Source organism: Bacillus sp. cl96, from assembly GCF_900100505.1.
Taxonomy (GTDB): Bacteria; Bacillota; Bacilli; order Bacillales; family Bacillaceae_G; genus Bacillus_A; species Bacillus_A cereus.
This window is the reverse complement of sequence record NZ_FNDM01000015.1, coordinates 71,878-84,562: the sequence shown is the minus strand read 5'-3', so window position 1 is coordinate 84,562 and position 12,685 is coordinate 71,878. Positions and strand designations below refer to the sequence as shown.

Genomic DNA, 12,685 nt, shown 5'->3' with positions numbered 1-12,685 from the left:
GTAAGGGAATTATTTTAGTTTGTAGCATGGAAGAAAATAAAAATAGAAAAGGATGAGAAAAATGAAACATACAATATTTAAATATGCTGTGATTGGAATTACGACCGGAGTCATAGTCTCCCTATTAAAAAAAGAAAATCGGAAAGCTATACAAACAAAAGGAAAAAGCGTAAAAGAAAAACTACAAGAAGGAAACATAAAGGAAACATTGGAGAAGGTAACTGAGACAAGTAAACAATTTTCTGTAACTGCAGCTAATGTTGCAAAACAAACATTACCACAACTGCTTACAGCCACACCAGTTGTCATTTCTACCATTAAAGACTTAACAGAAAACGAAAATAATAAAAAGAAAACAGGTGAAAAGGATTACGAAATAAATGAAAATAGTAAGAACTTAGACGGGGAAAAAACGAAAAATGAAAAGAAATATGTGAAAGAAGGGAAAGAAGAGAGTGCCTAGATTTAATTCTAAAAATAGAAAGTGAGGAAAAAAGTATGAAATCTCTGTATGCAATTGATGTAGGAATTGGCTTTACCAAAAGGGCATATCGACAGGATGTAGATTCTGAGATGACAATCAAGAGTGAAGCTTCCACACTAGCCCCTGTACCTAATCATGCTGAAAGTGAAGATTTAACAAAGGTAAGTTTTATAGACTTAGATTTTGCATACTACATGGGAAATGAAGCACATCAATCTGACGCTTCGTTTCTTCCTCCATTTGACGAAGAAATAGAAAATTATTATGAAAGCGAACGATTTAAACAACAAATATTTGGTTGCATTGCAAAGGATTATAAAGAAAATGTCGTGTTACCTCTAGTTGTTACTGGGCTCCCCGTTACTTGTTTTGGTAGTCAGCATGAGCAATTACAACGTGCACTAAAAAAAGAGACTTCCGTACAAATTGATGGGAAATTTATTCATATTACGGTGGAAAATGCTTTGATTCTTCAGCAACCGGTCGCTTTACATGCCTATTTCTTAAAAGAGGGAATCATTCAGGAACGAGATCGCATCTTAATTATTGATGGCGGATTTCGTACAGTAGAAATGACAGATATGAAACAGAATGTCATTTTAAATCATTATGAGGCGGAACTAGGATGTAGCAAGCCTTTGAAAAATATTAAGAATATCGTGCAGAATCATGAGGGTGAAAGTAATCAATTGCATATTAACGACATGCCAAACATATTAGAAAAAGGATATGAATGTCGAGAAGAAAATCATGAGACAAGTCAGGTTCATACTTTGATTCAAAAAGAGTTGGATGCACACTTCCAAGACGTCATGCGTGTATTACAAGAACAATTTAAGTTAGAACAGTATAACACTATTATTTGGACAGGAGGAATAGTAGATCTCCACAAAAAACGAATTGAAAAAATGCAAAGTGAAATTTCTTCTTTCCGTATGGTAGACGCTTCGAAAGAGGCTGCACTCCATGGATACTACATTATTGGGAGTCAAGTATTTGAGGACATTACCAATCAATCTGCATATGAATCCAAATTATAATAACGAATGAAATGGAGTTCGTTGAATAGACGTGCCAAATTATGTAGCTTCTTTTCCACATATAATAAATTCTTTATAAGAAAAGATAAAAAGTGCTTGTATAGAGGAAATGTTTAAAATTGAAAATAAAAATAACTAATATATAGGGGGTCTTCCTTTTAAAAGAATAAGACCTCCTATGTTATTTATTTTGTAATTTAGATGATCTAAAAACTCTTCCTCCAAGACATGAATACCTACATACAAATTTCGTATTACGGATATGATTCAATCAAACATAAAACTATTTAGAAAGGAAGAATAATATGGAATGCATAAAAATGACGAAATGGAGTTGGTATCATGTGAAAACTAGTGAGCTTGAAAAACTTTCTTCTATAATCCCTCGTGATGTAACATCTTATTTCGCTCAATTTGTAAAGAAAATAAGTTCTCCTTGTGAAAATGGATTATATGTTTATACGTTATCACCAAGTCAAACTTGTGTATATGGTTCGTTTTTATATGATCAAGATAAAAAGGACGCCAAAATTCAAAAATTTCTTCATTATTTCGTAGCTGATGGAATACTGATAACAGTTCAGGAAAAAGAGGAAGAGGATTTCCAAAAAATAATACATAATTTCCCTATGGGTACAAAAAATTGTAATAGTTCCGCTGAAGGATTATGTGCTATCTTATCAATGTTTATATCTCATTATTTGCGAAAGGTTGACTACTTTGAAAACAATTTCAGAAATGTATTATGGGATTTTTATCATCATAATAACATAGCAGTTTTAGAAAGGATTTATCATATTCGTCATGAATTATTTATGAACACACATGTGTTTCGCTTAATACAAGAAGTGTTACAAGGCCTAAAAGAAGCTTGGTTAGAAAAACTAACAAACACCCTTTGTTATAAACAAACATACGTAAAATTAGAGCGTGGATTACAACTTGTTAAAGAGTACCAAGAAGAATTAGACACGATGATTCATTTACAAGAAGTTGTTTCTTCTCATCGTGGGAATGAAATTATGAAAGCTCTTACTGTATTAACTGCTGTGAGTACGCCTTTGACAGCCTTAGGAGCATTATGGGGTATGAATTTTAAATACATGCCTGAACTAGAATGGAAATATAGCTATTTAATCGCTCTCTTATTTATTATTTTCACAACAGCGGGTATGTATATGTATATGCGATTCAAAGGATGGACAGGTGACTTATTACGAGTAAAGAAAAAGAAATCTTTTTTTAAATCTAATTAATCCTGTTTATAAAAAATATGATAGATATATGGTTTGTAATATTTATTAATTGAGATAGCACCATATCCCCATCAAGTTAAAGTTTTGATGTCCTCACAATGATAAAAATGGTGAATATTTATATGAAAGATTAGAGCTCTCCTTCCTGTAGGAGAGCTCTAATCTTTATTTAAAAACTATATCATATACTCTGAAATTTGTCCGGATTCAATTTAGAATATGGCAAAAGAGAACTTGCGATTAAAAACAAGCTCTCTTTAAAAGAAATAACGTAATTGAGATACTTATATAGTAACAATTGTTTTCTTCTAATTCCATATGTCATATGTTGAGAAATAAATTATAAATGGATTGATAAAGCTAAAATGAATGATTGACATAATATTTTGACGATAATATAATGAATCTCGAATTCAAGATAACTTGTAAAGGATTGGTAATTATGAGCGTGATTAACGATGAGAGCTTATCTTTAAAGTTATTTGTTATATTATCAAGGGCAATACAGTCAATTACTAAGCGTATTGAAGAGGATATAAAAAGTTATGGACTTAATCCAACTGAATTTGCAGTGCTTGAGCTACTGTATAGTAAAGGCGATCAGCCTATACAAAAAATTGGAGACAAAATATTACTTGCAAGTAGTAGTATCACGTATGTAGTGGATAAGTTGGAAAAGAAGAGGTTCTTAATACGAAAACCATGTCCTAAAGACCGCCGTGTCACGTATGCGTCAATTACTTCAGAAGGTATTGAACTAATGGATATTATTTTTCCACAGCATAAAGAGGCGATTCAGCAAATATTTGGTGGTTTGGACTATACTGAGAAAAAAATGATAATCGAAAAGTTGAAAAAATTGGGGTATTATGCACTAGAACTATAAATCTTTAGAAATATATCTCGAATTAGTAATGTCCTAATTAAATATAATTTAAATAAATAGGAGGAAAAATTAATAAATGGTAGTAAATTTATTATAATACAAAATGAATAAAGCGTGTAATTTCAATCGGTATAATATGAAATAAAGTTGTTATGTTAATGTATACATATCGTCCTTTAAATTATAAATCTTTCATAAAGCGGAGAGTGGGTATCAAGAATGGAATTACGTCATTTAGAGTATTTTATTCAAGTTTGTAATAATAATAGTTTCACTAAAGCTGCGGAAGTTCTAGGTATTTCACAGCCGACTTTAAGTCAACAAATACGAGTTTTAGAAGGTGAACTTGATACACCCTTGTTTCATCGAGTTGGAAGAGGTATCAAAATGACAGAAGCGGGTAAGCTGCTATTTGATAAAGGAAAATTTATCATGCAACAATTTGATGACGTTTATAATGAAATTTTTGAATTAAAGGGTGTAAAAAGAGGTGTGATTACTATAGGAGGTTTATTAGAGGATCTTACTTATTTAACACCTTATATTATGAAGTTTCAACAACATTATCCCAACATTGTAGTAAAGATTATAGAATCCGAAGTTGCTGTAAATCAAATCGTTGACAAAAATATTGATTTCGGGATTACACGTAGTGCTCAAATTCCAGACACATTAACAAACACCCTTTTGTATAGTGAAGAGCTCGTCCTTGTAATTCCCAAAAATCATCCTTTGAATGAAAAATCATTTGTTTCTTTTCGAGAATTAGTAGGGCTCAGTAGAGTAATGGTTTCATGTAGTTGTCGTGAATCTATTAAGATATATTGTGAGAGTTTAGGGTTATCTTTATCTGAAGCAAATATAGAAACAAAATCTTCTATTTCTCTATTGAGCCTTGTATACAATGGACATGGTGTTGCCATAATACCTCTTTCACTGGTTAACTTTGTTAATAATGATACTTTGAGCATAGTTCGTATTACTGATCCAACACCAAGTCAAGATATTAATCTTATACACTTTGATGATAAATTTTTAAGTTTTGCAGCACGCATCTTTATGCAGAAGTTAAATGATTCTCAAAAAGTATCAGTGTAATAGAAATAATAATGATCCTAGTGTAACAATTGAAAAAATTAAAATCTATATTAAAGTCGAAGGACAGTGGATTTATATGTGTGGTGTAGTCGATCAAAAAGGGGGATACCATTGACTTTTAATTAAGGAAAAAAGGACAGACTTTGCAAGGAGAGAAGGATATCAAAAACAAGTTAAGTTAATCAATCAATTCTTCGGTCTTATCGCATAGTAACAGATTCCATGTAGGGATATACACTGCTATTTTGAATTTATATATCCTTATTGTAGAAAGAAAACCACCGGCATTATACCGGTGGTTTTGATTTAGAAAGCAAAGCAAGTACAACCAATACCCCATTTAGTTCCATCTTTTCCTATTACGGTATGAGTGTGTTGATGGAGAGGGTTACTACAACTATGTAACTTGTTATCATGGGAATCGTGAGAAAGTATAGTGTTGGCTAGGTTAGCACCACCATAACCATAAACGCCCGTCGGTGACCAATCAGGTGATGCTGGCGGCAATTCAGGTGATAAGTTTTTAAATTCATTATTTCCATAAACAACCTGCCCACCCATAATGGTGAGCAATGATTCAAGGTCTTTGATTTCTTCTTCCGGCACAGTAAAGTAGTCAGCAGACAATACAGCAATATCAGCAAACTGACCTACTGCCAGGGTTCCTTTTTTACCTTCATCGCCAGAGAACCACGCACTTCCTTTTGAATATAATTCCAGGGCTACTTTTCTATCAAGTTTATTTTTTTCATCGTATATGGAAAGCCCACCAATGGTTTTTCCAGCAACCATCCAGTAAAGAGCAACCCAAGGGTTATAGCTGGAAACCCTGGTTGCATCACTACCGGCGCCAACAGGTATACCAAGGTCTAACATACGATAAATCGGAGGAGTATGCTTTGCAGCTTCCTTTCCGTATAAGTCAACAAAGTATTCACCTTGAAAAGCCATGCGGTCTTGGATGGCAATACCGCCATTTAAAGCCTTAACACGTTCCATACTACGATCTGAGATTGTTTCTGCATGATCAAACCACCAGCGTAGCCCATTAAAAGGAATTTCTCTGTTAACTTCCTCAAATACATTTAAGAAACGTGTGATTGACTCGTCATAAGTTGCATGTAAACGGAATGGCCAACGGTTTTCCACCAATAGAGAAATTACTTTCTTTAAGTCGGCTTCCATTACTGTAGCTAGTTCGGGCCGTGGCATTTGAAATTTTTCAAAATCGGCTGCCGAGAATACTAACATTTCTCCAGCACCATTCATTTTATACTTATCATTTCCTTGACCGGGAGAAACAATTTTTGCCCATGAAGCAAAGTCTTCATATTCATGATTAGGATTTTGCGTAAATAGATTATAAGCAATACGCAAAGTTAATTGTTCCTTCTCGGCTAAATGTTCAACAACTTTGTAGTCATCAGGGTAATTTTGGAAACCACCACCTGCGTCGATGGCACTTGTAATACCTAATCTATTTAATTCACGCATAAAATGGCGAGTTGAGTTAATCTGGTCGTCAAGATTAAGTACTGGAGCTTTACCCAAACTTGAATAAAGAATAGAGGCGTTAGGGTTAGCAATTAAAAGGCCCGTTGGATTACCTCTTTTATCCCGCTGAATTAAACAGCCTGGAGGGTCTGGGGTATCTTTCGTGTATCCCAGTGCACGTAGCCCTGCACGATTTACAAGTGCTCTATCGTAAAGATGTAGCACAAAGACAGGCGTGTCTTCAGAAACAGCATTAATCTCTTCTAATGTTGGCATCCGTCTCTCTTTAAATTGAAATTCAGACCAACCTCCAACTACTCTTACCCACTGAGGAGCAGGTGTACGCCTTGCCTGTTCTTTGAGCGTTTCTAGAGCAATAAAAAGTGATGGCACGCCTTCCCAACGTAATTCCATATTATAATGCAGACCACCACGAATCACGTGTATATGGGAGTCATTCAGGCCTGGAATAGCTCTCTTTCTTTTAAGGTCTATTTTTTTTGTTTTTTCCGTGGCACTATTAAGAAGCTCATCTCCACCTACTGCAGTGACTAAACCATCAGTTATGGCGATAGCAGATACCTCAGGCTGAGAAGGGTCAAGGGTAGTAATTTTTCCGTTATATAAGATCATATCCGGTAAATTCATGTTCACACCTCGTCTACTTTCTATTATTTTGTAACCATGGATGAAATAATTTACCGAAAATCGGCATGACTACCCATGATAGCAAGGACACTATACATACAGAAACAAAAAAAGCTGACATAATAGGATTCATATGTTTTATAATAGGTCCTATCACTTTAGGAACTAACATGCTAAGAGGCCATACACCCAGAAGGGTAACGATAGACATTTTCCATTTTGGCGGTGGAACTGGCGTTTTCGGAGTAACAAACCAATAAGCCAAACTGCTTTCAGTTTTGTAAGTTGGATTAGTGGCTTGAAATTGCTCCGCCGTTTTTAACAAATCCCGGCGAATATCTGATTCTTGCCAAGTACGTAGATGCTCATACGTATCAAAGCGAAAAATAACAGTATACTCTCTGGATTCGTTACTTGGGACTATTAGATTTACACCTAAATGTCCTGGGAATTTAGTAGCCGCAGCCTCAATTTCATGTCTCCATGTTTCAAACTGTTTTTCTCTACCTTCTTGAATTTCCCATGTAACAATCGTTGTTACTGGATTGCCGGCATCCATCGTGTTCCCTGTATAAGTCTCTTCGACAGCTACTCCTTCTTGTTTCATATTTTCCTGCTTGGAAGCGCGCCATGCACCATAGTATATGCGTATTCTACACCTTGACCATAAGCACCAGTGTGTTCCTTTACAATCTCCATTACAGCATCATAAGTGTCTTTGTGTGCCCAATCACGTTGGTATTCAAGTAAAACTTGAATTGCTGTCACTGGAATTGCACCAGCTTGTTCTACACGACGCATAGCAGCGTTATGTGCTGTCAAACTAGTACCACCTGAAGCATCATCAACTGCATATACCTCATAGCCAGCTTTAATTGCTTCAAGCACAGGGAATGCAAGGCAAACTTCAGTCCAAAGTGCTGCAAATATTAATTTCTTTCTACCGGTTGCTTTAACTGCCTCAACAAATTTCGGATCTTCCCAAGAGTTCATTGAACTACGTTCTATAATTTCATGGTTTGGGAATATATCAAGAATTTGTGGCCAAAAATAACCAGAAAAGCTGCGTGTTTCAACTGTAGTAAGAATAGTAGGTACGTTAAAAGTTTTTGCTGATTTAGCAAGTAGCATAACGTTATTAATCAATGTTTGTCTATCAATACTTGCAACTCCAAAAGTCATTTGAGGTTGAAAATCAATTAAAATTAAGGCACTGTTCTCCGGATTTAACAATTCTAAATTACTCATAATAAAACGCTCCTTTTTCAATTGTTTATTGAAAGTAATGTATCTTCTGTCAATTGAAGCTCTACTATACTTTTTAATTTAAATTTAGTGCTGATTTAATCAGCACTAAATTTATACTATCTACTTTAAAAAAGGTGATTTAAAGCTATTTCCTTGAGATACATTTATGCATTTTGTTTACTAAGATCTCGCTGAGCTCCTCTATAGCTTCCAATTATATTTTGATAGCCTGGAAGATTGCTAGCAAGCAAATTGCCAAAACCTTCGACATCGTTGCGCCAATCGCGTTGTAATTCGCAAGCTACGCTAAACCAGTTCATAAGTTGCACGCCACTATGTGCCATACGTGTATTGGCAGCATCTGCAACTTGTTTACTGAAAGTTCCTGAAGCATCAGTAACAGCAAATACTTCATATCCAGCTTTTATAGCGGAAAGTGCCGGGAAAGCAACACAAACGTCCGTAACTACGCCTGCGATGATAAGTTGTTTTTTTCCAGTTTCTTCGATTGCTTTTACAAAATCATCATTATCCCATGCGTTAATTTGTCCAGGTCGAGCTATTTTTGGTGCATGAGGAAAGAGATTAACCAATTCTTGCATTAAAGGTCCGTTAGGCCCGTTTTCAAAACTTGTTGTTAAAATAACTGGTAAATTAAAAAACTTAGCAGTATGAGCAAGAGCTAAAACATTGTTCTTGAATTCATCAACACCATAGTCACGTACAAGTCCGGACATAAGACCAGTTTGATGATCTACTAAAAGCACAACAGCATCATCTTTGTTAATACGAGAATAGAGATCAGTCATTATGTATTCCTCCTAAAAATTAAGTAATCGAAGAAAGTTTAAATAGTCGGATACTATCATAAGTTTCTTCGTTTATAACTAAGCTGACCAATAATATTGGTTATAGCAGCATTCACAGAACATGAAGTGCTATACAAATTTATAGTATTTGAAAACTGATTCGTTAATCAATTCTAAATTATCTATAATTTGTATAGGTCGTAACTATAGTTGTTTTCACTATAAAATAGATTGGTTTTACCTATACATCCTATAGATAGAACGATATTGATAGTCACCTATTTTTGTTATTACAATTGAATAGGAGTAATGTTCAGTAATTATTTTATGATGCAAAAGGTATTAGAGGGGGGATTGTTCCAAAAGGAGAAAATGAATGCATTGGAACAATAGAGTTTCATACTTAGAATTCACAACATAAACGTGCATGAATAGGTTATGACATTCATCCAGATTATTGAAGAAAAGGATACATATTGGAATATTTTTAGGAGGTAGAAGCATGGCTAAAATTACTGTAGGAACCGAAAAGCAAGAACCAATTGAGATATATTATGAGGATCATGGCACAGGAAAACCAGTTGTACTCATTCATGGTTGGCCGTTAAGTGGTCGATCTTGGGAATACCAAGTTCCTGCTCTTGTTGAGGCTGGATACAGAGTTATAACATATGATCGTCGAGGATTTGGACAATCATCTCAGCCGTGGGAAGGGTATGAATATGATACCTTTACTTCTGATTTACATCAACTATTAGAACATTTAGAGCTTCAAAATGTCACACTTGTTGGTTTTTCTATGGGTGGAGGCGAGGTAGCCCGGTATATTAGTACGTATGGAACAGATCGTATTGAAAAGGCTGTTTTTGCTGGGGCAGTTCCTCCGTATTTATACAAATCAGAGGATCATCCTGAAGGGGCCTTAGATGATGCAACAATTGAAGCATTCAAAAGTGGTGTGATAAATGACCGCCTTGCATTTCTTGATGAATTTACTAAGGGATTTTTTGCGGCTGGTAATCGAACAGATTTAGTTAGTGAGCCATTCCGTTTATATAATTGGGATATTGCAGCCAGTGCATCACCTAAAGGAACACTTGATTGTATTACCGCCTTTAGTAAGACAGATTTTAGAAAAGACTTGGAGAAGTTTAATATACCTACTCTTATTATTCACGGTGATTCTGATGCAACTGTACCATATGAATATAGTGGGAAATTAACACATGAAGCAATTCCTAATTCTAAAGTAGCCTTAATAAAGGGTGGTCCACATGGGCTAAATGCAACGCATGCTAAAGAATTTAATGAAGCACTCCTATTATTTTTAAAGGACTGATTACAACTATATAATTGTTAGTTGATAAATTATAAATAAGTAAAAAATAAAGCTTTATAAAAGATGCTCTTGGATAAATCCAGGAGCATCTTTTTAAATGGTGGTATTGATATGTTAGGTTGATAAATCTTCATTAGTTTCGAATTGAATATTCTTCTTAACAGCAAAAATTTATTGTTTAGAGTTTTTTTAGGTCTTTTAGATGTATTGCTATATTACTATCAAGATAATATTTCTTCCTCAAAACAAAGAAATGTACATTTTTTGAGGAAGAAATATCTTGTCAGAAAACAATAAAATCTTATTAATTTTTATAATTGGTAGAATTTTTATGGAAATAATTCTCTTAATATATTAAAATAACATCGTATTATGTCAGATTTTAATTAGGGGAGAGAAATTTTATGTTGAAAAAAATTATTCCAGTTGCTTTAGCATTAAGTACAGTTACTTTTACTAGTGTATTTGCTGCGCCTTCAATCCAAGCAAGTACAGAACAAAATCGCTACATAGATGTACAAATGCTCGGTATTAACGATTTTCATGGGCAACTAGACACTGTAAAAAAAATTAACAATAAAGATGCAGGGGGAATTGAGTACTTAGGGGCTTATTTACGTGATCGTGAAAAACAAAATCCAAATACATTAAAGGTACATGCTGGAGATGTTGTTGGAGCAAGTACTCCTGTTTCAGCATTATTACAAGACGAACCTACAATTGAATTTCTAAATGATTTGAAATTCGATGTTGGAACGATAGGAAATCATGAATTTGATGAAGGTGTTGAAGAAATGAACCGCCTTATTTATGGTGGATACCATGAGAAAACAGGAAATTTTAAAGGAGCAAAATTCCCATATGTTGCTGCAAATTTCTATAATAAATCCACCGGTCGTTTATTTTTACCACCATTCACTATAAAAAAGGTACAAGGAGTTCCTGTTGGCTTTATCGGAGTCGTAACAACGGATGTTCCTAACCTTGTTATGCCTACTATGCTAAAGAATGTAGAAATTACAGATGAAGTTGAAGCTATTAACAAATCCGTAAAGCAATTAAAAAAACTAGGCGTTAAATCTATCGTTGTTCTTGCACATAACGGAGGTATAACAGATGGGAACGGCGTAACAAATGGTGATATCGTCCGATTAGCAAATGAGACTGATCCAGAAGTCGATGTTATTTTTGGTGGCCATAGCCACACCTATGTAAATGGAACTGTTAATAATAAACTTGTCGTACAAGCAAATTCTTATGGTATGGCTTTTGCTGATGTTGATGTAAAGATTGATCGTAAGACACAAGATATTGTTGAGAAAAAAGCAGAAATTGTTACAACTTATCATGAAGGCATAGAGCCTGATAAAAAAATAAAGAAGAAGATGGAGAAATATCAAGCAAAAATCGCACCTCTTGTTAATGAAGTTGTAGGTAAGTCTATCGCTCCACTAGATCGCAAACAAAATATGGCTGGTGAATCTACTCTTGGAAATTTAGTTGCTGATGCTCAACGTACAACAATGCAATCCCAAATTGCACTTATGAATCCTGGTGGTATTCGTAATGACTTAGATGCTGGTGATATTACATGGGGAGAGATATATGGTATTCAACCATTCGGAAATCAATTAATAAAAGTAAATTTAACAGGTCAAGACATTCGTGATATTTTAAATCAACAATGGCAAAAAGACATAACAAGAATGCTTCAAATTTCAGGTATCCAATACACTTGGGATGCGAACAAGCCTAATGGAGAAAAAGTAACAAGTATTCGCTTAACAAATGGAGAAGAAATTATTCCTTCTAAAACTTACAGCGTCGTTGCGAACGCATTTCTAGCTTCAGGTGGAGATGGATTTGTATCCTTTAAAAACGGTAAAGATGCTGAAACAGGACCAACTGATTTTGAAGCATTAGTAGATTATATAAAAAAATCAAAAGAACCAATTCAGTCTATTATTGATGGAAGAATTCAAAAGATAAATTAGTTTTTTATTAATCTCAAAAACAACTAGATTACCTGTGCGCTATACTCTTTAGTGTGCAGGTAATCTATTTTTTTGATTTGAAATAGTCTAACTGTGGCCAATGGGTATACCGTCTAGATGCAGAGTGCCGAAAAAAATGAAGTGAACAAAAAATAACCCCTAAATTAACTCTATGATAAAGAGACTACAAACAATCAAAATTTGGAACTTCATATTAACCATATATTAACTACGTTAATAATACATACTGAAATTGAATACTTTAGATAACATCATTTATAACGAATATCTGTACATTATAATGTTATACAATGAGGAATTTACAATACAATGAATTGAAGCTTATTTAGTTTTATATTCGTATAAGTGAATTAAGAATTTCTTAAGAA

General features: G+C 34.2%; 11 protein-coding genes. 7 read left to right on the top strand and 4 right to left on the bottom strand.

The annotated features are described in order from the left end of the window. Positions 1 to 61 precede the first annotated feature (61 nt). The 5 genes from BLT20_RS25215 (at position 62) to BLT20_RS25195 (ending at position 4,764) form a co-directional block, all read left to right on the top strand. Positions 62 to 463, top strand: coding sequence for a hypothetical protein (locus tag BLT20_RS25215; RefSeq protein WP_000683216.1), 402 nt, complete (start codon positions 62 to 64; stop codon positions 461 to 463). Positions 464 to 498: 35 nt separating this feature from the next. After that, positions 499 to 1,524, top strand: coding sequence for a ParM/StbA family protein (locus tag BLT20_RS25210; RefSeq protein ID WP_000839441.1), 1,026 nt, complete (start codon positions 499 to 501; stop codon positions 1,522 to 1,524). Between the two features lie 305 nt (positions 1,525 to 1,829). Next, the gene (locus tag BLT20_RS25205) at positions 1,830 to 2,780 is read left to right on the top strand and encodes a magnesium transporter CorA family protein (protein ID WP_000388923.1); all 951 of its coding nucleotides are present in this window, start codon (positions 1,830 to 1,832) and stop codon (positions 2,778 to 2,780) included. A 442-nt stretch (positions 2,781 to 3,222) separates the two neighbouring features. Continuing rightward, complete coding sequence (locus BLT20_RS25200) at positions 3,223 to 3,666, top strand: MarR family winged helix-turn-helix transcriptional regulator (RefSeq protein WP_000111421.1); 444 nt, start codon at positions 3,223 to 3,225, stop codon at positions 3,664 to 3,666. Between the two features lie 219 nt (positions 3,667 to 3,885). Further along, positions 3,886 to 4,764, top strand: coding sequence for a LysR family transcriptional regulator (locus BLT20_RS25195; RefSeq protein ID WP_000423188.1), 879 nt, complete (start codon positions 3,886 to 3,888; stop codon positions 4,762 to 4,764). Positions 4,765 to 5,070: 306 nt separating this feature from the next. Here the strand turns inward: BLT20_RS25195 and BLT20_RS25190 are convergent, their stop codons facing one another. The 4 genes from BLT20_RS25190 to ycaC all read right to left on the bottom strand — a co-directional run bounded on the left by BLT20_RS25190 (position 5,071) and on the right by ycaC (position 8,963). Beyond that, positions 5,071 to 6,906 carry an amidohydrolase gene (locus BLT20_RS25190; RefSeq protein ID WP_141769994.1) on the bottom strand — a complete coding sequence of 612 codons (1,836 nt, stop codon included), beginning with the start codon at positions 6,904 to 6,906 and terminating at the stop codon, positions 5,071 to 5,073. Positions 6,907 to 6,919: 13 nt separating this feature from the next. Beyond that, positions 6,920 to 7,513, bottom strand: coding sequence for an antibiotic biosynthesis monooxygenase (locus BLT20_RS25185; protein WP_000806857.1), 594 nt, complete (start codon positions 7,511 to 7,513; stop codon positions 6,920 to 6,922). Continuing rightward, positions 7,510 to 8,154, bottom strand: coding sequence for a hydrolase (locus BLT20_RS25180; RefSeq protein WP_000067162.1), 645 nt, complete (start codon positions 8,152 to 8,154; stop codon positions 7,510 to 7,512). The genes BLT20_RS25185 and BLT20_RS25180 overlap by 4 nt, the downstream gene beginning before the upstream one ends. A 164-nt stretch (positions 8,155 to 8,318) precedes the next feature. After that, the gene (gene ycaC / locus BLT20_RS25175) at positions 8,319 to 8,963 is read right to left on the bottom strand and encodes an isochorismate family cysteine hydrolase YcaC (RefSeq protein ID WP_000131229.1); all 645 of its coding nucleotides are present in this window, start codon (positions 8,961 to 8,963) and stop codon (positions 8,319 to 8,321) included. Between the two features lie 502 nt (positions 8,964 to 9,465). Between ycaC and BLT20_RS25170 the strand changes: the two genes are divergently transcribed. Both BLT20_RS25170 and BLT20_RS25165 read left to right on the top strand, forming a co-directional pair. Then, the gene (locus tag BLT20_RS25170) at positions 9,466 to 10,302 is read left to right on the top strand and encodes a bromoperoxidase (RefSeq protein WP_001074300.1); all 837 of its coding nucleotides are present in this window, start codon (positions 9,466 to 9,468) and stop codon (positions 10,300 to 10,302) included. Between the two features lie 404 nt (positions 10,303 to 10,706). Then, the gene (locus BLT20_RS25165; protein WP_000913780.1) at positions 10,707 to 12,296 is read left to right on the top strand and encodes a bifunctional metallophosphatase/5'-nucleotidase; all 1,590 of its coding nucleotides are present in this window, start codon (positions 10,707 to 10,709) and stop codon (positions 12,294 to 12,296) included. Positions 12,297 to 12,685: the final 389 nt, after the last annotated feature.

Coding starts and splice junctions, on each gene's coding strand:
- BLT20_RS25215 (WP_000683216.1), top strand. CDS start 62: ATGAAACATACAATATTTAAATATGCTGTGATTGGAATTACGACCGGA.
- BLT20_RS25210 (WP_000839441.1), top strand. CDS start 499: ATGAAATCTCTGTATGCAATTGATGTAGGAATTGGCTTTACCAAAAGG.
- BLT20_RS25205 (WP_000388923.1), top strand. CDS start 1,830: ATGGAATGCATAAAAATGACGAAATGGAGTTGGTATCATGTGAAAACT.
- BLT20_RS25200 (WP_000111421.1), top strand. CDS start 3,223: ATGAGCGTGATTAACGATGAGAGCTTATCTTTAAAGTTATTTGTTATA.
- BLT20_RS25195 (WP_000423188.1), top strand. CDS start 3,886: ATGGAATTACGTCATTTAGAGTATTTTATTCAAGTTTGTAATAATAAT.
- BLT20_RS25190 (WP_141769994.1), bottom strand. CDS start 6,906: ATGAATTTACCGGATATGATCTTATATAACGGAAAAATTACTACCCTT.
- BLT20_RS25185 (WP_000806857.1), bottom strand. CDS start 7,513: ATGAAACAAGAAGGAGTAGCTGTCGAAGAGACTTATACAGGGAACACG.
- BLT20_RS25180 (WP_000067162.1), bottom strand. CDS start 8,154: ATGAGTAATTTAGAATTGTTAAATCCGGAGAACAGTGCCTTAATTTTA.
- ycaC (WP_000131229.1), bottom strand. CDS start 8,963: ATGACTGATCTCTATTCTCGTATTAACAAAGATGATGCTGTTGTGCTT.
- BLT20_RS25170 (WP_001074300.1), top strand. CDS start 9,466: ATGGCTAAAATTACTGTAGGAACCGAAAAGCAAGAACCAATTGAGATA.
- BLT20_RS25165 (WP_000913780.1), top strand. CDS start 10,707: ATGTTGAAAAAAATTATTCCAGTTGCTTTAGCATTAAGTACAGTTACT.